Source organism: Bacillus sp. ISL-75, from assembly GCF_018613095.1.
The window spans coordinates 1-18,960 of the sequence record NZ_JAGGQX010000066.1 but is presented as its reverse complement, the minus strand read 5'-3'; the positions used below and the strand labels follow the sequence as shown (position 1 = coordinate 18,960).

Genomic DNA, 18,960 nt, shown 5'->3' with positions numbered 1-18,960 from the left:
CGGTACACGGGATTGTCGCTGCGGATTGGGATTTTCTTCTTAATCTTCATAAAACAGTATTAAAACTGGCAAGCTTGCATTTTCGACTCATTTCTACTTTTCTCTTCTTAATCAAACGTTTGTTTAGATTTCAAATGGACCCTTGTTTATAAAGGACTTTTCCATCCTAGCATGTGAAAAGATTGTTGCCGTGGTATGGATTTTTTTCTTAATCTTCAAAAATTAGTATAAAAACCTAGTAATCTTACATTCTTCGACCCTTTTTCCTCTTTTCACTTGTTAATCAATCGTTTGATTAACATTACCGCTATTCTTATTAAGAATAGATTTTTTCTTAAATACCAGTAAAAAAATTGTCGAATGAATTTTTGACCTTTTTCTTTATATTTGGAAAATGTTTATTAAACCCCATACTAATAAAATTTTAATACTACCTTACCTAAATAAAAGGAGTGTATCTTACCTCCTCAAATTAAAAAGAGCCCCTGAAAGGCTCTAAAAGTTTATTTGCTATTTTTAACTTTTTTAACTTTTGTATATCCTAACACCCAAAGTAGACCCACTATCCCAATTAATAGCCCTATAGCAGCTATTGCCATTCCCTCAAAACCACCTGGATAGTACATGCTAACTAAGATAGTGGCAAACCCTAAAAATATTAATACATAGGGGGCTGAAATAATCTTATTCCTATTTCTTATATATTTAACAAACTTCCATACCCCCAGATTGAAATAAATAATAATACAATTTGAAACATAAGATTACTCCCTTTATTCAATCATTTTTTTGATTCACTTCCTTTATCTTACTAAAATTTTTTGGTAAAAGAACATAGGATTATATATAAAATAAAAAGAGCCCTAAATTGATCCGACTCCCCTTGCTCAATCAGCTAAAAACATCAATGAACTTATTTCACTTATCAAACAAAACAATTCAAATTCTCAGTGTGTATCTAATTTATCACCAAACACAATTGACTTAGAAGGCTATACGTTTCCTAGCCCACCTGTAGCTGCAACACCAGCAACTACTCAACCAAAACCAGCAGCACCAAAACAAACTGTACCTGCCCTAGTATTGGGACAGAAATATCCTGCGACACTTGTTCAATGTATTGATGGAGATACGGCTGATTTCAACATCAATGGAAAGGTATAAGACCCGATTCCTATATATTGGCACTCCAGAATACACTACCCAGAAAGAACCTTTTGGTAAGGAAGGAAGTGATTACACCTGTTCATTTTTAAAACAAGGGAAAATAACATTAGAAACAGACGGAGCTGACCTATATGATAAATACGACCGCCTATTAGCATGGGTATGGGTCGGGGATAAATTACAACAAGAAGAAATTACAAAAGCAGGATTTGTGGAAGATTTCTATGATTATGGCACCTACGAGTATGAGCAAACCATTATCACCGCAATGGAAATCACTAAGAAAAACTATGTGGGATGTATTCAGCAAACAAACCCGAACCAACTACAGTACAACAAGAAGACAAATCAGCTGTAACTGAGGAAAAGAAAGAAGAGAATGTTGCTGTTAAAAATGAAGTTCAAAAAGAGGATAATTTGATAAATTCCCATCAGTTCCCGCTGTTTTTGAACCTGTATTCGCTTTGATGTTTCGAAAGGCTAATAAGATATTTTCTCTCGATATGATATATTCATATAATCTTAGACCTTTTGTAGTGTTGTTTTTACTTCGTTCGTAAAGGTCGTCAAATATGTCTTGCATACCGTAATATTCTGCATGTCGTAAGGCAGTACTCACCGATGGATTGTTTCTCCTTTTATTGACGAAAAGTCCCATCATCTTACTCGACCCTGTGAGTTTCATTTAAATTGATTTTTCTTCAAAGAATAAGACTTGGGACCATCCCTCCACGGTCGTTACACGCTTCAACGGTACTATGTCCCTACTTTCGCAAGAATAAAGTCACTTCGATATTTACTTATCTTATAGACACCATCCTGATAGTAGTATTTAATAATGGATGTTTCTTACTTACAACGTTCCGATTAACCTAGCTTTACATATATCCGTAGGTGCTTACTTTGAGCCTGCCAATTCTATATCTTCATTTGTTAGATATACCGAGGTTCCTATGTACTAATCGTACTTTTCGGTGGTTGACACTGCGTTTACAGTATACGTCTTTCGAGCGTATTAAAAATCTAGACCCGTACATTCGCAAGTTCGTCAGTCCTACTGGACATTCTCACCTTAGATATTTTGTAGCATCCCGACCTATCATAAACCATATTCTGTGTAAGAACTTAGGCTCATTTCAGCCGACTTTACCTAGCTTCATACAAATTCAGGCTACTACCGTTCTTTGCATGTAGGAGTATCACATAACTCGTTTCAACTCAACATGACGGTTTTCATTCCGAGTTTCGATTAATCAGTTGTAATTGCTTTTAAGCAAGTTTCCATTCCTATAAAGTTATGCATTGTTGATGAAATTGGCGGGACTGCGTGGGAATCGAACCCACCGACCTGGCACGCAGTTCTCAAGCAGTTTTGAAGACTGAACTTGTCTTATATGATTTTATTCCTGAATGCTAGAATAAATTAATCCCCGCCACATCAACTTCAAATGAGTTTTATTAACTTTAATTATTTACAATTTCAAAACAAATAAAGTTTAATATTCTCATATTTCAAAGGATAGTTCCATACTACACCGAGATGGAAGTCATTTGACCATCCTTCGTTACAGTAATGTCATTGATATCTGAATTTTTATTTATTATATTCTTAGATAAACCACTCATCGGTTACTGCAAGAAAATTAAAAATCAGTGCGTCTGGTGTGAAGGTCATGCCTCTTAAACAATATTAGCGTTTGCTCTTTAAGGCATATAAAAATAGAAATAGGGATATTAGGAGGCCAGCATTGAAAAAAAATCAAATTGTTGAATTATATTTTAATTTCGTTCCACAATGGTGGCTACTCCTTGGCCTCCGCCAATACAAAGTGTTGCTAATCCCATGCGGCTATCACGTTTTAGCATTTCGTGAATGAGAGTAACTAAAATGCGTGCTCCACTGGCACCAATTGGATGACCTAACGCAATTGCGCCGCCATTTACATTTAATTTTTCTTTATCAAAGTGAAGTTCACGATCCACTGCAATTGATTGAGCGGCAAAAGCTTCGTTCGCTTCAATTAAATCCATTTCTTGTAATGTTAAAGAAGCCTTTTTTAGAACCTTTATTACAGCTGTAACCGGGCCAATTCCCATAATGCTTGGATCCACGCCACCACCTGCATTTGCTTTTACTGTAACTAACGGTTTAATTCCTAATTCATCTGCTTTTTTACGACTCATGATGACAAATGCTGCTGCCCCATCGTTTATTCCAGAAGCATTTCCAGCTGTGACAGATCCTTCTTTGTTAAAGGCTGGGCGAAGCTTTCCCAACCCTTCTGCAGTTGTTCCAGCACGAGGAAATTCGTCTTCGGCGAATACTGTTACTTGTCCTTTACGGCCCGGCACTTCAACAGGAACAATTTCATCTGCAAAGCGATTCGATTCAATCGCAGCTTGAGCCTTTTGCTGGCTCCATGAAGAGAATTCATCTTGTTCTTCACGAGAAATTTCATATTTTGCAGAAAGGTTTTCAGCTGTAATACCCATATGATAATTATTGAAGGCACACCATAGTCCATCGTGAATCATGCTGTCCACCAATTTCTGATCTCCCAACTTGAATCCATCGCGAGCCCCTCTAAGCAAGAAAGGAGACTGGCTCATATTTTCCATTCCTCCGGCAACAACCACTTCTGCGTCCCCTGAAAGAATAGCTTGTGTTGCTAGATGAACTGCTTTCAGTCCTGAACCACATACCTTATTAATCGTTAGCGCGGATACCTCATGAGGCAAACCAGCAGCAATGGCAGCTTGTCTTGCTGGGTTTTGCCCAAGTCCTGCTTGTAAGACATTCCCCATAATGACTTCATCCACTTGAGTAACATTGATCCCAGCTTTTTCAATGGCTCCTTTGATAACTATTCCACCTAGTGTTGTTGCCGGAACACTTTTTAAACTTCCACTAAAGCTTCCAATTGCTGTTCTTACAGCACTGATGATAACCACTTCTGTTTGATTCATGTTAAGTCTCTCCTTTAAAAGTCATTTATTTTTAATCATATAAAATAACTGTTAAATCATTTTTAAAAGGAATTAAGAATATAGGTAACTTGAAATTTTTTCTTTCCAATTGATATCCTAAACGAAATATGCAAAAGGCAGACTAAAAGTTGTTGGTATTTGGAAAATACTGTGGTTGTGGGGAAAAACATTAGATAAGCTTTTTAGGAGATCCTTTTCGTTACAGATTGTCCTTTAGTGGTAGGATATAAATTGTATATAGAAAATTGTATATAGAAAAAAGAACAGCGAAATCGCTGTTCTACTTAAACAAATTAAATGCCATTTTTGTGTTTGATTCAAATAAATCCATAAATCCTTTTTGTGCAGATTTAAATTGATTTAAAGCCTCTTCACGAATCTTTTTTTGCTGTTCGATACTATTTTTAATCGATTGTTGGAACTGCTCTTGTGACTGATTTAATAAATTTAAGCTTTCTTTATTTGGAGTAGAAGTTAACTGTTGAACGCGGTTGTTAATTTCATCCAGTTGAGCATTCCACTTTTCGAAAGACTGGCTTGTTTGTTCACCATAAACTGTTTCAACATTTTGCTTTACGTAATCGCGAACTTCTGTAATTAATTTTTTCTGTTGTTCTTGGATTAAGCCAAGTTCACCAGTAATTTTCTCCAATGATTCTTTTTGAGTTGTAAATGCTTGAAGTAAAAGATTTTCTACTTCTTTTTGAGAAGCGGACACCTTGTCCAAACTGTTTGTCCAAATGTTTACTAGTGATTCACCAAAATTAGAAACGAACTCATTGTTTACTTCCATTATAAAATACCTCCTCAATAATAAATAACACTATATGTAAATTACACCTATGTGAGAAATTTGTCAAATAATTATTATTTAAAGTATTTACTTTTTCTTCATATCTTTACCCTATCTTTATTTAAAATTTATTGGGTACCATAAGTGTTAGCAAAATTGGAAATAGTGGAGGCGACCAATAAATGACTCAAAACTTAGACATGTTTGAAATGTGGAAAAACTATTTTAACCAGTCCAGTACCTTAATCGATGAAAAAATGAAAGAACAATTTCCATCACAGGCCATGGGGCAGATCTTGGATATGAATCTTATGTTCCAAAAAATGTTAAATGAAACAACCGAACGTTATTTTGAGCAGATGAATGTCCCAACCCGTACGGACATTGCAAAAATCTCGTCCCTTATCGTCAATGTGGATACAAAAGTTGATGACTTAGAAGAGCTTTGGGAAGAAACGAGAGCTAAACAACTAAACCAAGGAGAACTGCGAACTGAAATTAAAGATTTTGGAAAAGAACTAAAAAGTCTAGATGCTAAACTTAACCAAATCATTACTCAAGTAAATTCTCTAATCGAAGTAAATAATAAAAAAGCTGCAGATATCAACGAAGCTGCAGAGGTCAACGCCGCTGAGGATAACAAGGAAGCAGCAAAGATTACCACGGCTGCTAATAACAAAGAAGTGACAAAGATCACCGCGGCTGCAAAAAACAGGAGAACAGCAAAGAACAAAGTAGCTGCCAATAACAAAAGAGCAGCAAGTAACAAGGATGAGCAAAACAGCCTGTAAAATTCTTCAACATTTAATACAACAACTTATATAAAGGGGTTGGTGTAAATGGCAGATTTAAATAACAAAGTTGCGATTGTCACTGGTGGGAGCAGAGGAATCGGTGCAGCGATTTCCATGGAATTAGCAAGGAACGGTGTAAAAGTAGTCATCAACTATAACAGCCGCAATGAGCTGGCAGAAAAGGTGGTCGCAGAAATAAACGAAATCGGCAGCGAAGCTTATGCCGTGCAAGCAGACGTTTCAAAATTATCGGATGCTGAAAAATTAATAAGAGAAACCGTTAATCATTTTGGCAGACTAGATATCCTTGTTAATAATGCAGGGATCACAAGAGACAAGTCCTTCAAAAAACTTAGTGAAGAAGACTGGAGAACAGTTATTGACGTGAATTTAAACAGCGTTTACAATACAACCTCTTTTGCTTTGCAGCATCTGCTTGAATCAGATGCGGGCCGCATCATCAACATATCGTCTATTATCGATACAGCCCGCCGTTAATATTTAACTGCTGCCCAGTGATATAATCACCATCTTTACATAGGTAAATAACTCCTTTTGCGATTTCATCTGGCTGACCAAATCGGCGTTGCGGAACCTTAGCGACTATTGATTCGCGAATATTTTCCGGAATGGCTTTAACCATCTCTGTGTCTATAAATCCCGGGGCTATCGCATTAACCGTTACACCGCTTTTTGCAAGCTCCAGAGCAAGAGATTTTGTGTAACCAATCATTCCAGCTTTTGCTGCAGCATAATTGGTCTGCCCAAAGCCGCCAGCCTGGCATGTAGCGAGATCATTCCCTATCGTTAGGATACACCATTCGATTCGCATTACTTTGAAAGGTGTGAGGAATCATGAGAATCCCAACTATAGAAGAACAGATTTCTGCAGCTATGCCGGAGCAATACCAAAATTATTATGCAAAAATAAAAAGAGCAGCTGAAGTATTAACGAAGGATGCCGAACCAGAAGTAGGGCCAACACCAAAAAAAGTCATTTGGACAAAAAACAAAGCGACATTATACCGCTACACATCCGATCAGCCAAAAAAACATAAAATTCCACTTCTAATGGTTTATGCATTAATTAATAAACCGTATATCCTAGATTTAACAAGAGGATTCAGTTTGGTTGAATATCTGGTTAACCGCGGTTTTGATGTGTATCTTCTTGACTGGGGTACACCTGGCAAGGAAGACAGAAATATGAAACTGGATGATTACATTATGGACTACATTCCTCGTGCAGTTCGTAAAGTATTGCGGACATCCCAGGCGGATGAAGTCTCAATCCTAGGTTACTGCATGGGCGGCACTATGACTTCCATTTTTACTGCTCTTCATCCTGAATTGCCGATTCGCAATGCCATATTTATGACAAGCCCATTTGATTTTGAAGACACAGGCTTATTTGGTTCTTTCCTTGATAAGCGGTATTTTGACATCGACAAGGTTGTCGATACATTGGGTGTTATTCCACCCGAAATGATCGATTTTGGAAACAAAATGTTAAAGCCAATGACCAACTTTTACGGACCGTATGTTAGTCTGGTGGATCGCGCTAACAACGAAGAATTTATTAAAAGCTGGAAACTCATGCAAAAATGGGTAGGCGACGGGATTGCATTCCCAGGTGAAGCCTTCCGTCAGTGGGTCCGGGATTTTTACCAGCAAAATAAGCTGATTAAAGGTGCACTCGAAATTCGCGGGCGCAAGGTCAACTTAAGCAGCATCACCGCTAATGTACTCAACCTGTCTGCTGAAAGAGACCATATTGCCCAGCCGCACCAGGTGGAAGCGTTAATGGACGTAATATCCAGCAAGGATAAAACGTATATTTCTCTTCCAACCGGACACGTATCTGTAGCATTTGGCTCTAAAGCATCAAAAGTCACTTATCCAACAATAGGAGATTGGCTGGAACAACGGTCAGATTAACAAAGATTTTAGGATTTGTAAACTAATTAGTGGAGTACAGAAATTAGTTCCTTCTTCTGTTTACGCCGAAAGTCCAAGAGGAATCTCTTGGACGTTTTTTTTATGTAGTCAGTAAGCCAGTAAGCTGTTGATTGCAAAATGTTTCTTAAACGAAAAAAACTAGAGGTCTTTCGGCTCATCGTCTTTGTAATAGCAACATAGATCTCTGAATTCACTACAAACTCTTGCTACCGATTAGGCGGCCATTTTAGAAGGGCTGACTGTGTTTATTTACTTCATGATCCGACTCCCCTTGCTCAATCGGCTAAAAACATTAATGAACTTATTGCACTAATCAAACAAAACAATTCAAATTCACAATGTGTATCTAACCTATCACCAAACACAATTGACTTAGAAGGTTATGCGTTTCCTAGTGCATCTCCAGCACCAGCAACTACTCAACCAAAACAAGAGACAACTCCAAAACCAGCAGCACCCAAACAATCTCCACCTGCCATAGCAATAGGAAAGAAATATCCTGCAACACTTGACCAATGTGTAGATGGTGTTATTTAGAGTGATAAATAAATCGTCTTTCTATATTCACTACTTACCCTTTGTTTATATATAAACAAAGGGTAAGTAGTGAACCATAGGTAACTAGTTCACTTCCTCGTTATCAATTCGTTATTAAATTAGAGGTTTCTGAATAAGAAGAAAACGAAAAACCAATCGTAATACCAAGTAGTAGCAAACATACGTTTAATGGAGTGAAAATCTTGCTCATTTGAATTCATCCTCATCATTCCTTATTTATATTACATTATCAACTATTCTCCAATTCAACTCGGAAAACCTTCTTGCTAATCTGCCTAGTTAGTGGAACAAGAGAAAAAGGCTGCCGCAGCAACCCTTTATTACACTAAAGCCCCTGTTAGTTGAAGAATAAGACTCGAATTCTAAGGAGAAATCTGAACACATATTTTTAATAAGTACCTTGTGCATCAACCGGTAATTGTTTAACGTGTTTTAGGAATTCCGTCATTTTTTTATCATCATCAATTGGATATGTGAACAATAAATATTCAGCTACATCTTTTGCTAATGTTCGAAACAATTCACAAGTGACAAATATAGAGCTCCAAAAATTTTCATAGTTATTATCAGAATAAGTTTTTTTGTACATTTCCCAATAAGATTCAGGAAGGTACTTTTTGAAATACTTACCCATCTTCCCCGTCGAAACTTGGAAGTCGTGTTTTATGCCGACCCACCAAGAAACCATTTCATCTAATCTAACCCTTATTACATATTCAAACATTTGTTTTGCATATGGTAATTCATCACGCCATATTCCTTTTCCAACGTTTTGTAGACACCACCAAAAGTCATTGCAGCAACTAAAAAAGACTGGTTCTATTGGCTTTTTTACCCAATAATCAATATCTGAGGGAGTAGGGATGGGTGGAAGTATATGGTCCTTATCTAATAAAGGAGTTGTAAGTTTATCCTTGATATATCCCTCAATCATAACTTCTTTTGTTTCGAGATGAAGGTCTATACGATTCCCATCTGTAAAGAGCATTAAATATCCATAGGATCTGTCAAAATCCAAATCCCTACCAACAGATTTATCATTTTTATCAGGTTCTTGAATCATAAGTAAATCTCCAAAAATACTTATCCATTTTTCATCTCTTATGAAAGAGGCTGTTTCCGTCACTACATAAACAATATCGTAATCCTGAAAAATATCCTTTGGAGCATTGGGATTAGTTCTTGAACCGTTCATATAAACAGCTCGAATACGTTCGTCCTTTTGTGCTATGCCTAATATCAAATCATACATTTCTTTTTCGGTTCTCAATTACTATTCACCTCGTAAGAATCTCCATCTATTTGTTGCGTTTAAAGATTCATAATTAATTCTTTCTATATAAATAATGGTTTTTCCTTTAAATTTACAATACATTTGTTCTTTAAGGGTGCGTTACTTGAATAAGAAAAAGGCTTTACCCTTCTTGAAGTAAAGCACCCATTACTGGAGTAAGTAAATTATTATTTCTTATTTTCCACTAAATTCTTTAAGTTGATTTTTTATTTCTTTTAGTTCGGACCTTAAAGCCTTAACTTGTTTAGAATTATCAATACCAATACTAACGGAATATGCAATAATAACAAATAGAACAATTAAACCAACAAAGCCGTAAAATATTGAAAGAAAAATCCCCATAACTTCGTCACCCCTAATGTAATTCTCTACTTCAACATTACCAAAATCGGTAAAATTAGTGATGATAAATTTGTTCTTTAACAAAAAAGAGCATTTCTCCATCTTGAAGAAATGCACCCGTTAGCCATCCATGCAGCACAAAATCAGTGTTGCACCATAGAGATTGAAAATGGTTAGGAAGTGTCAATACTGTTACTGACCTTAATCCAGTCAACCCTAATCCATAGACTTATTAATTATCGCACTCCTCTTTTTTTTAAAGATTGAGCAGGGTCTTTTTAAGTTTTGTCATTTTTCTTATCTTGAAGAAACTTATTTTCATGGTAGAACATCATTGGCCCGTGTTACTTAATCGTTCCCATCCCGCCAATGGTTACACGTACCTTGACGTTTACATCAGCCTTCGAAAAGGCTTTCCCCCATTGATTTTGGACTTTTTTCCACTCTGGATACGTATAGGCTCTTGCATAAATCCCAAATCCAAACGGGTCAATGGCGGCGGTTTGCGTTTTCTTTATTAAGCGCTCGAAATCTGCTTGCAGTTTCGTTTCTATACTCTTTTGCAGTTTCGCTGTGTCCTTCCTTACATTGAATGGAAAAAGCCGTTCTGTAATGAAAATTCTCATTTTTACGTCTGTGTCATAAATAAAATGACCGTCATACCTAACCTTTGTTTTTACCTTGATGTTCGGCGTACTAAAGCTGATCCAATGTTTATCCTGTCCATTCGATTCCAAAGGGACTGAAATGGTAAATGGGAAATCACCTTTTGTTTTATGCTGCAGGATGCGTAATAATTTGTTTTCATGCGGTTTTATGCTTAACTTATATCTGCTCTGTTCATCCAGCAGAGCCGTGCCGGTCAACATGATTTTGTGGTCTTTTTTCATTTCGGTGATGCTTGCTGTCATCCCTTTTTCCGTCGTTTGCTCATGAAATTCTTGAATGGTGGTTTTTACAGTGACATTTCTTCTGTATGCCGTATCCACTAAATTTGCCAAATACAAAGGTAGACGCGGCTTGTCTTTTGGCCTAAAAAAAATGACGTCAGAAACAGGCCCATCTACGGCGACAACTCTTGTGGTTACCGTATTTTTGGGGTCCCGGTAAAAGGGATCGATATAATCAATCCAATTTTTTCGTTTTAGCAGCTTTTTCCCAATTAGGATTAATTGCGTTTTGCTTCCTGATGTCAAAGCCATTACCGTCGTATCAAACAGTTCCCTAGAATCGCGAATCGTAACAGCTTTCACTTCGACTTTCTCCTCTTTTACCTTTGCTTCTTTATTAAACACCGGACTTGACATGTACACCACTAAATGGTCATCCTCATCCAAGTCTAAACCTAGGATAAGTGACAGAGTGACATCTTCAACATTTATTTGGTCCACGCATCCGGTCATCATCATAGACAAGAGCGATAGGCAAAGTAGTGTCTTCCTTTTCAATGGCTTACCCTCCGACGGAACTTTTCATATATCCAGCTATAGACCCATAAAAAGGGAGGAGCTACGAATGCCAATTGCAGTCCTCCTTTGGCAACCATTTGCTGCCACTTTTCCGATTCGATCCAAGTAGGATCGCGCCAAAAGACCAATCCAATAATGACCAATAATAAAATGATGACGTGCTGGCTGTGATCCTGTTTTCCCAGCAATTGACTAGAACAAAAGGCAGTAATGAATACACAAGGTATCCAGGCTGTGGAAACAACAATCAGATAAACAGCCAATAAAACCATGTCAAAACGCTCCAAAAAACGAAATTCAATTAGTTTAAGCAAATTCAGGACGGGTTGATTAAATTCGATAATCCCATCGGGGCTAAAATAGGTAAAGCAGGCAATCGTCACAAGTACATAAAACAACATCGTTAAGGTGTTCGCAATCGTGATACCGAGAACCGCATGCTGCTTTTTTTGCAAGAAGGGGTACAGGAAGAACGCGACTTCAAATCCCAAAAAGGAAAAAACAGTGGTCGGCACAGCGGATAATACTGGTCTCCACCCTTCTTTAAGCACCGGAAGAAAGTGCAGCCAATTTCCGTCTCTTAGCGGTATCAGGAAAAACAAAGGAATCCAAATGACCATGTAAAAAGACAGCTCGGAGTATCTTGCTAAAACGCGAACCCCGTTACGGGCTACAAAAAAAGTAGGAATCGAAAATAACAGTAAAATGATATAATTAGGGGTTTTAGGCAGGAACCATGCCTTGATATATAGACTGCCGTTCACAAAAATGGTCCATGCGTAAAAAGCAAAGTACCCCATGTAAACGATGACGACTGCTTTTCCCACAATTTTTCCGAATAAACGGATAAGAATTTCGATAAGGGTTTCATCAGGATATTTTTCGCACGTTTTAACCAAAAAAATGCTGGCAGCGACAGAGAAAAACCAGCCAATCAGGATAGCGATCCACCCGTCGGTTCCTGCTTTTTCCGCAAGTATGCGCGGGAGAGATAGTACGCCTGTCCCGACCTGTGTTCCATTTATCAAAAAAATATACTGCATGAGAGTGATTTCATTATAGGCATATTTTTTCATCGTTTCACCTTTTAGTGCGATTTCGCCCTTGTCGAATAGTTGGAATAGCTCCTGTGCCTTTAGGACGACTTTTCATTCCCCATAAAGGAAAGCGCAGAAACGCATCCTTCATATCGGCGAATCGGAAAGGAGCTAGAGGAGTTCCATAGGGTGTTCCCAATGATTCAAGACTAGTCAGGTGACCAACTATGGTCATCCATCCGATCACAATCCCTACAATTCCAAACATGGCAGCGGATAACATCATAGGAAATCTTAACAGTCTAATGGACGAACTCATATCATAATTAGGGATGTTATAGGAAGCGATGGCTGTAATTGCAACGACTATAATCATAATGTTGCTGACAATTCCCACTTGAACAGCCGCCTGACCAATAATAATGCCGCCTACAATGCCAATGGTCTGACCGATTGGAGTCGGCAGCCTTAAGGCAGCTTCCCTCATCAATTCCAGGGTCATTTCCATAATCACAGCTTCCATCACGGGTGGAAGAGGAACTTGTATCCTTGATTCCGCAATCGTAAGCAAAAGTTCCATAGGGATAACCTCAAAATTGTAAGAAATAAATGCAACGTAAGTGGCGGGCAAAAATAAGGCAATCATAAAGGCAAAAAAACGCATTACCCGGATAAAGGAAGAAACTAACCAACGGGAACCGTAATCATCCACAGCCTGAAAAAAGGAGATAAAGTTTGTCGGAGCAATCAATACGCTCGGAGAACGATCCATAATAATCACAAATCTCCCCTGAAGAATTTGGGATGCCGCTGTATCAGGTCTTTCAGTCAACATAATTTGCGGAAAGGGTGAATAAGGATTGTCTTCAATGAACTCGATAAGTTCACCGGTATTAATGATAGCGTCCACTGAAATATTTTGAATCCGTGTTTCCAGTTCTCTTAGCACGTCTTCAGAAGCAACATCTCTCAAATATAAAAGGGAAACCTTTGTTTTCCCTCGAATACCGACGGTCATCTCTTTTAAAATTAATTCCTGATGGGGAATATACCTGCGGATTAGGGCAATATTTTGGCTCCCTGTTTCCAAAAATCCTTGATTAGCACCTTTTAGAGATATTTCATTTTGAGGATTATTAGGCTGTCTTTGCGGCCACCCTTTTGTATCTAATTGATACCCGGTGATTTGCCCGTTTAACAATAAAACGCTATCTCCTCCTAGAATCGCATTTTCGATCTGCCCCCACGTATAGACTATTTCGATCTTTCCTATTGTGATTGGCAGTTCCTTATTAGGATCGAAGGAGCTATGCATCAATGGCTTTAGAACATTATTATGGATCGCCTCTTTATCCGTCAATCCGGGCAAGTACACCAAAGCGGCCTCCGTTTTTCTCGCTGCGATGGGAAAGCGACGAATCACTAAATCCGGTGCTTGAGAAAATAGCAGTTGGAGATTCTCTGTATTTTGGGATAAATCAGAGTTCAGGACATCATCTTCCATATTTTTTTTCTGAAGATTAGAATTATTGCTTGTTTGATGGAACCGAGAAGAGCGCTTTTCTCTTAAAAACTTCAGAAAATATGACATCAACTCCTGCCCTTTCTGCATTTGCTTTAAATTATGTTTATAGTATGCATTGTCTAAGGAAAAATATTCTAAACCTTCCCCTGATTCATCATTCAAGAACAACAGTGAGCAGTTGACAAGTCTACTATTTTAGACCGCAAACAGAACATCTATTGGTTTTATTTTAACTATCAATTAGAAGCATGGTTTGTCTAATAAGAGAGAAAGAAAAGGCTTATATACTATTTAACTCTCTCTTCAAAACTATATATTGGATTAAATTTTCTTCCTTATTTCGGCATAAAAACACCCCTACAATGGTAGACAGTATCGGCTTTTTTTCCCGTGTCTACACTAGAGGGATATATCACGGAGACAACTCCAAACTGTAACTCTTGCACCTGTTAGTTAAACAACATCTTACGATAATCTGTCAATTAAGATTATTGGGAGGTGAAAGCACTAATATAGAGTTTGCTTTTGTGTCCCATCTGTTTTTATTCTATATACCATTTTCTCTGTTCTTGTGTAATAAATCCAATCGTCGAAAATGTTTATGTTCGTTACAAAATGTTCATTTAAAAAAGTTATACCTGTTCCATCAAGCTTCATTTTGTAGAGATCACCGCCAGGTACATCTACAGTGGTATAGTATATCCAACCATTGGACACGTTGAAGGTTGAAGTAGGAACATCGCTTAATTTGATTTTGTTTGATCCATCCAAAGTCATCTTATAAATTCTATTTTCATCTGCTGGATTTCTGAAATAAATCCAATAGCCATCTATTTGAAAATAGTAGGCACTTGTATCATTTAGTTTTGTTCTTTCCGTTCCGTCAATTTTTACTTTGTATGGTTTTTGGCCATCTGATACATTTTGAATAGCATTTGGCCAATATATATTGTCGGACTTACGAGATGATTTAAGATAACAATACTTTCCACAGAAGTATTGAACTTCAATGCTATTGAATATAAATTATCACCTGGTTGAACAACATAACTAAGATTAAGGTTTCTGTTCATTATTGCTCCCTCCTTAAGACAGATTACATTATTTATCGTATTATTCTGTAAAAGAAAAAGTGCCTAATTGATTTTTCTTCCGTTAGCTCAATAATAAAAGGAGATGCCGCAGCACCCCCCTTGTTTAACTTTAGCCCCCAATAGTTTAAGTACACTATTTCACAAACATAATCAATGAGTAAAATTATTGATAAATACATCTACCACATACAAAAGTAATCACCCTTTAAAACATTGATACGAGGGATTTATCCGCGTTCAATCTGTATCTGCTTATTTAGACTATCATCAATAAACTTTTTCGCTTGAGACACACCATCCTCGTAAAATTCACGGGTTTCCACAAAATATTCAAATAATCCACGATGAATTGTAGGCTGAATTGTTTGCACTTTAATCGATTTGTACTCTTTATACGGTTTATTTTCTGATTCTGGTCGAACCAGCTTATTTCCGTATTCAATAAGTTTATTGATCCGAGAAATATCATTTAGCTCTGCATAAAGGGCATTTTTAAATAACATCTTCAATTTAAAGTCTTCGATATCAAAGAAGTTATCGATTTGGTCCAGAGATTTGCCTAGTGGCGCTACTGTCACCAAAATAATCTCGTCGGCTACTACCAACGGAGACAAAACCGGATTATATTGATAAGCTCCATCATACTCCCCTTTAAAGTCTCCATATTGAAGCAGCTGCAAACATGCTCTCACACCATCCGGAGTTATTGGTTTGACCTCAAAATTTCCCCTCTTAGTTAATTCCATTGTATCCCAAGCACGTTCGTTCACATACAAAACTGCCTGATCGTTATTAACATTATAGGCATTCATAATAATTCCCACTTCCTCATTGGTGGAAAAACAATTGGCGATATCATCAAAAAATTTTTGAGGAAATTCAGATTTGTAAATTTTGTTAGGGAAGCAGAAGTTGATCCAATCCTCCGATCTCAAGAAAGGCCAATTGTCAGACAATCTTTCAATAATGTTGAGGTAATTAGGAGAAAATTTGTTAGGAACGCCCAAGTATGCGTATTGCATGAATTTGAACAAAGTTGGGATTCCATTTTCTTCGGATTTAAAATACTCATCATAATGTTTTTCAATAGCATTAGTGTCTTTTTGCAAAAAATAATATGCTGACAATATGGCACCGCTGGTAGCTGAAATCAAATCTGGCTTAACCCCCTCTTTTCGAAGCGTTTGGAGTACCCCAGCCGCAAATGAGTTCATTCCCCCAATGCCTTGTAGAGCTAAAGCTAACATAGTGAACCACTCCCAATTGAAAAAAATTTGATCTTATCTAAATCTAATTCTTTACAAAGGGAGCGGATACCTTCTAGGTATTTAATAGTTAACATATTTTTAATGTTAAGATAGTTAAGGATTTCCGTCCTTTTTCAATTAAGCACCTCTTTAGCTCAATAAGAAAAGCTGCCCAGGAAGGCAGCTGAATCTTCAATTAACGCCCATCATTAGTTGAACAAGGTTGATTCTAAATAAGCTGCTACCAATTAAAGGCAACACCTTTTCCCGTTAACTTATCCTGATGATTTATGTTTATACTCTAATACTTCTACCTTAAAACCATGTTTACATCCAATTTTAGGACTATCACAGGATGGAGATATTCTTACTTTAACCAAGTCCTCTGCATATTCCAATGGGCTATTGCTATTCTTAGGAATTAGAATCGCCACGGAAACATCATAAGAGTGGTCCCAATTGTAATTTATGCCAACAATTCTTCGTGCTTGCCAGCCAAAAGTAGCAGAGTCATTACCTGGATATTCTTTCATTATCCTTTTATCAATAGATGGAAACATAATATCTCTAATAATATCTTCTGATGTAACATACCAGTCTTGTGCTTCTTTATTATTTTTGGGCTCTGGAGCTTCAGCATTTGCTAAGCTGCCTGTGACAAACATTAATAAAATCGTAAGAAGAACAATCATTTTCTTCATGATGCTTACTCCCATATTTTTTTACAGATAGATTTCGCATCTTCAATTAATATTATCCACAACAACCAATAACCCATATCTCCAAACCAAGTTGTTTCGCAATTTGTTTCAAAAGCGACATTAATGAACCAATTTAATGTTCAACTAACCTCACCCGTTACTTCAATAAAGTCCAACAAAAAGAAGCGTTAATCCTTCCTGGATCAACGAACCCGTTTGTTGAATAAGGGAAAAAGTATATAAGGAGTCTAATCAACAGGTTATTTTTCACAGAACACATTACCATTAGTAATTGAGTGTTACTTTTTGGAATTTGTTAGTTCTCCTCTGTCATCAGCTTGAGGTGGTTGTTCCATCCAGCCTTTTTAAAACGCCACGAAAATGGTAGCCTGGTGTTAAACTCTTGCATCCGTTAGTTGAAGAAGGAAGATTTATAGAAACCATTCACCCTTAGCAATTTTTTCTACTTTTCCTCCTACATATACGGTAATTTCCCCGTTATCTTCACTTGCTTTTAAAAACAATAAGGATGGTCTTTTAATTTCATATCCCTGTTCTACACTAATATTTATTTCATTTGTTTCAAAATATCGATATTTAACTAAGTAAGAAGCTAAACATCCATTAGCACTCCCAGTAGCTGCATCTTCAGGAATACCATAATAATCTGCAAAGTCTCGAACATTTAAATTATTTTCAGAATTATACGTTTCAGGAGAAAAAACCATAATTGCTTTTGCATCAGTATTCTCAATTAACTCAAAATATTTTTCTTTATTTACGCTTACTTTTTTAACTGCTTCTAAAGATTTTAAAGGTACAACAATCACTGGAAGTCCAGTTGAAACCTCTTGGATAGGAAATCTATCATCTATGTATTCTTTATCTATATTTAAAACATCAGAAATCTTCCTTGTATCTAAAATCCGCCCAAAAGATGGTTTATTTTGTTTCATCCATAGTATTTCTTCTTGATTATCGAACGAGACGGGAATCTGCCCACCTTTAAAATTTAATATAAGCTTTTCGGATGGTTCGTTTAATACTTCGCTTTGAATGATATATGCAGTCCCTATAGTTGGATGCCCAGCAAAAGGAACTTCTTCGTTAGGTGTAAAGATACGAACGTCGTAACCGCCAGCTTTTTCTTTGTCAGATAAGATAAAAGTAGTCTCTGAATAATTAATTTCCTTAGCTATTTGTTGCATCTCACTATCAGAAATGTTTCCAGCATTTTTAAAAACAGCAAGTTGATTCCCTGTATATTTACCTTGTGAAAAAACATCAACAATTGAATAATTTATTTTCCCCATAGTTCTCTCCCTATCTATTTTTGTAATATTTTATATAACATACCATTTATTTCATATTAAGTTAAGTAAAAAACATTACGATATTGTTCAACTAACCTCCCGGTAGTGAAACAAGAAAAGCTGCCTTAAGAATAGTCCCTTAGTTACAAGTTTTGCATAAATTTTGTATTTAAGGGCTTTTTTATAATAAATCCCTATGTAATAAAAGAGTCGTTTATTGAAATAGAATTCACCGATAGGGTCAGCATCGCAATGAAATTGATGTTTAAACAATTCAACAATGAAAATAGGTATCGCTTCCGTTTTGTGGCAGGCGAACTCGCACTTTCGTATAATGAAAATAGATTGAATGCAGATCAAAAAATAAGATGGTGAAGCTGGTATGAGAATAAATTTATCAGAGAAACAAATCGCGGAAATAAAACGATTAGTTCAAAAAGAACTTTTGATAAAAGGAATGGAACCAACAGATGAATATCTATTTATCCACTGTTTTTCGAAAATACAGAAAGAAACCGTCTATTATCATCTGTTTAAAGAAAATGATACGTTAATAATCCGCTGCTATGCACGAGTGTTTAACAACTTTGCTTTGAGCGTGATGATCCGAAGCACAGCAAAAAATGTATTTGGATATCTGGTAAACCAAACCGGATTACGGTGTTTGTCAAGATAGTTG

17 protein-coding genes and 3 pseudogenes are annotated in these 18,960 nt (G+C 36.8%); 5 read left to right on the top strand and 15 right to left on the bottom strand.

The features are described from left to right. Positions 1-503 precede the first annotated feature (503 nt). On the bottom strand, positions 504-728 hold the full coding sequence (locus J7E63_RS30765; protein ID WP_483861489.1) for a YesK family protein: 225 nt from the start codon (positions 726-728) through the stop codon (positions 504-506). Between the two features lie 422 nt (positions 729-1,150). On the opposite strand from J7E63_RS30765, the gene J7E63_RS29840 reads away from it, so the two are divergent. Continuing rightward, on the top strand, positions 1,151-1,525 hold the full coding sequence (locus tag J7E63_RS29840) for a thermonuclease family protein (RefSeq protein ID WP_251033747.1): 375 nt from the start codon (positions 1,151-1,153) through the stop codon (positions 1,523-1,525). A gap of 69 nt (positions 1,526-1,594) precedes the next feature. Here J7E63_RS29840 and J7E63_RS24850 read toward each other — a convergent pair. The 3 genes and pseudogenes from J7E63_RS24850 to J7E63_RS24840 form a co-directional block, all read right to left on the bottom strand. After that, positions 1,595-1,786, bottom strand: a pseudogene (locus J7E63_RS24850) (group II intron reverse transcriptase/maturase); the annotation flags it as partial. 1,160 nt (positions 1,787-2,946) lie between these two features. After that, the gene (locus tag J7E63_RS24845) at positions 2,947-4,134 is read right to left on the bottom strand and encodes an acetyl-CoA C-acetyltransferase (RefSeq protein WP_215017452.1); all 1,188 of its coding nucleotides are present in this window, start codon (positions 4,132-4,134) and stop codon (positions 2,947-2,949) included. 301 nt (positions 4,135-4,435) lie between these two features. Continuing rightward, positions 4,436-4,948, bottom strand: a complete 513-nt coding sequence (locus tag J7E63_RS24840; RefSeq protein ID WP_215017450.1) for a hypothetical protein — start codon at positions 4,946-4,948, stop codon at positions 4,436-4,438. A 182-nt stretch (positions 4,949-5,130) separates the two neighbouring features. Here J7E63_RS24840 and J7E63_RS24835 point away from each other — a divergent pair, with 182 nt between their 5' ends. Both J7E63_RS24835 and J7E63_RS24830 read left to right on the top strand, forming a co-directional pair. After that, complete coding sequence (locus J7E63_RS24835; protein ID WP_215017448.1) at positions 5,131-5,739, top strand: hypothetical protein; 609 nt, start codon at positions 5,131-5,133, stop codon at positions 5,737-5,739. A gap of 48 nt (positions 5,740-5,787) precedes the next feature. Continuing rightward, a pseudogene (locus J7E63_RS24830) lies at positions 5,788-6,231 on the top strand (SDR family NAD(P)-dependent oxidoreductase); the annotation flags it as partial. Here the strand turns inward: J7E63_RS24830 and J7E63_RS24825 are convergent. Beyond that, positions 6,218-6,523 (bottom strand): annotated as a pseudogene (locus J7E63_RS24825) (SDR family oxidoreductase); the annotation flags it as partial. The pseudogenes J7E63_RS24830 and J7E63_RS24825 overlap by 14 nt on opposite strands. A gap of 113 nt (positions 6,524-6,636) precedes the next feature. Between J7E63_RS24825 and phaC the strand changes: the two are divergent. Next, positions 6,637-7,680: a class III poly(R)-hydroxyalkanoic acid synthase subunit PhaC gene (phaC, locus tag J7E63_RS24820; RefSeq protein WP_374193798.1), complete on the top strand. Its 1,044-nt coding sequence runs from the start codon at positions 6,637-6,639 to the stop codon at positions 7,678-7,680. A 967-nt stretch (positions 7,681-8,647) separates the two neighbouring features. Here phaC and J7E63_RS24815 read toward each other — a convergent pair. The 10 genes from J7E63_RS24815 to J7E63_RS24775 all read right to left on the bottom strand — a co-directional run bounded on the left by J7E63_RS24815 (position 8,648) and on the right by J7E63_RS24775 (position 18,281). Next, complete coding sequence (locus tag J7E63_RS24815; RefSeq protein ID WP_215017440.1) at positions 8,648-9,529, bottom strand: aminoglycoside 6-adenylyltransferase; 882 nt, start codon at positions 9,527-9,529, stop codon at positions 8,648-8,650. A gap of 198 nt (positions 9,530-9,727) precedes the next feature. Further along, positions 9,728-9,979 carry a hypothetical protein gene (locus J7E63_RS24810; protein WP_215017438.1) on the bottom strand — a complete coding sequence of 84 codons (252 nt, stop codon included), beginning with the start codon at positions 9,977-9,979 and terminating at the stop codon, positions 9,728-9,730. A gap of 260 nt (positions 9,980-10,239) precedes the next feature. Then, positions 10,240-11,343, bottom strand: a complete 1,104-nt coding sequence (locus J7E63_RS24805) for a Ger(x)C family spore germination protein (RefSeq protein ID WP_215017436.1) — start codon at positions 11,341-11,343, stop codon at positions 10,240-10,242. Further along, the gene (locus tag J7E63_RS24800; protein ID WP_215017434.1) at positions 11,340-12,440 is read right to left on the bottom strand and encodes a GerAB/ArcD/ProY family transporter; all 1,101 of its coding nucleotides are present in this window, start codon (positions 12,438-12,440) and stop codon (positions 11,340-11,342) included. Before J7E63_RS24800 ends, J7E63_RS24805 begins: the two co-directional genes overlap by 4 nt. A gap of 4 nt (positions 12,441-12,444) precedes the next feature. Next, positions 12,445-13,992: a spore germination protein gene (locus J7E63_RS24795; RefSeq protein ID WP_215017432.1), complete on the bottom strand. Its 1,548-nt coding sequence runs from the start codon at positions 13,990-13,992 to the stop codon at positions 12,445-12,447. 441 nt (positions 13,993-14,433) lie between these two features. Further along, positions 14,434-14,856, bottom strand: coding sequence for a DUF5050 domain-containing protein (locus tag J7E63_RS30630; RefSeq protein WP_374193797.1), 423 nt, complete (start codon positions 14,854-14,856; stop codon positions 14,434-14,436). Next, positions 14,817-14,999 (bottom strand): LysM peptidoglycan-binding domain-containing protein, encoded by a 183-nt coding sequence (locus J7E63_RS29835; RefSeq protein WP_251033746.1) that lies wholly within the window; start codon positions 14,997-14,999, stop codon positions 14,817-14,819. The genes J7E63_RS30630 and J7E63_RS29835 overlap by 40 nt, the downstream gene beginning before the upstream one ends. Positions 15,000-15,247: 248 nt before the next feature. Further along, positions 15,248-16,267 carry a hypothetical protein gene (locus tag J7E63_RS24785; RefSeq protein WP_215017431.1) on the bottom strand — a complete coding sequence of 340 codons (1,020 nt, stop codon included), beginning with the start codon at positions 16,265-16,267 and terminating at the stop codon, positions 15,248-15,250. 275 nt (positions 16,268-16,542) lie between these two features. Further along, positions 16,543-16,968: a hypothetical protein gene (locus J7E63_RS24780; RefSeq protein ID WP_215017429.1), complete on the bottom strand. Its 426-nt coding sequence runs from the start codon at positions 16,966-16,968 to the stop codon at positions 16,543-16,545. Positions 16,969-17,399: 431 nt separating this feature from the next. Then, entirely contained in the window at positions 17,400-18,281 is an 882-nt protein-coding gene (locus J7E63_RS24775; RefSeq protein ID WP_215017427.1) for a PhzF family phenazine biosynthesis protein, read from the bottom strand. 382 nt (positions 18,282-18,663) lie between these two features. On the opposite strand from J7E63_RS24775, the gene J7E63_RS24770 reads away from it, so the two are divergent. Then, positions 18,664-18,957 carry a hypothetical protein gene (locus J7E63_RS24770; protein ID WP_215017425.1) on the top strand — a complete coding sequence of 98 codons (294 nt, stop codon included), beginning with the start codon at positions 18,664-18,666 and terminating at the stop codon, positions 18,955-18,957. The last annotated feature ends 3 nt before the right edge of the window (positions 18,958-18,960 follow it).

What these genes read in the sequence shown, in the direction of transcription:
- J7E63_RS24785 (WP_215017431.1), bottom strand. Translation starts at nt 16,267, where the DNA reads ATGTTAGCTTTAGCTCTACAAGGCATTGGGGGAATGAACTCATTTGCG.
- J7E63_RS24795 (WP_215017432.1), bottom strand. Translation starts at nt 13,992, where the DNA reads ATGTCATATTTTCTGAAGTTTTTAAGAGAAAAGCGCTCTTCTCGGTTC.
- J7E63_RS24780 (WP_215017429.1), bottom strand. Translation starts at nt 16,968, where the DNA reads ATGAAGAAAATGATTGTTCTTCTTACGATTTTATTAATGTTTGTCACA.
- J7E63_RS24840 (WP_215017450.1), bottom strand. Translation starts at nt 4,948, where the DNA reads ATGGAAGTAAACAATGAGTTCGTTTCTAATTTTGGTGAATCACTAGTA.
- J7E63_RS24775 (WP_215017427.1), bottom strand. Translation starts at nt 18,281, where the DNA reads ATGGGGAAAATAAATTATTCAATTGTTGATGTTTTTTCACAAGGTAAA.
- J7E63_RS24835 (WP_215017448.1), top strand. Translation starts at nt 5,131, where the DNA reads ATGACTCAAAACTTAGACATGTTTGAAATGTGGAAAAACTATTTTAAC.
- phaC (WP_374193798.1), top strand. Translation starts at nt 6,637, where the DNA reads ATGCCGGAGCAATACCAAAATTATTATGCAAAAATAAAAAGAGCAGCT.
- J7E63_RS29835 (WP_251033746.1), bottom strand. Translation starts at nt 14,999, where the DNA reads ATGAACAGAAACCTTAATCTTAGTTATGTTGTTCAACCAGGTGATAAT.
- J7E63_RS24800 (WP_215017434.1), bottom strand. Translation starts at nt 12,440, where the DNA reads ATGAAAAAATATGCCTATAATGAAATCACTCTCATGCAGTATATTTTT.
- J7E63_RS29840 (WP_251033747.1), top strand. Translation starts at nt 1,151, where the DNA reads ATGGAAAGGTATAAGACCCGATTCCTATATATTGGCACTCCAGAATAC.
- J7E63_RS24845 (WP_215017452.1), bottom strand. Translation starts at nt 4,134, where the DNA reads ATGAATCAAACAGAAGTGGTTATCATCAGTGCTGTAAGAACAGCAATT.
- J7E63_RS24770 (WP_215017425.1), top strand. Translation starts at nt 18,664, where the DNA reads ATGAGAATAAATTTATCAGAGAAACAAATCGCGGAAATAAAACGATTA.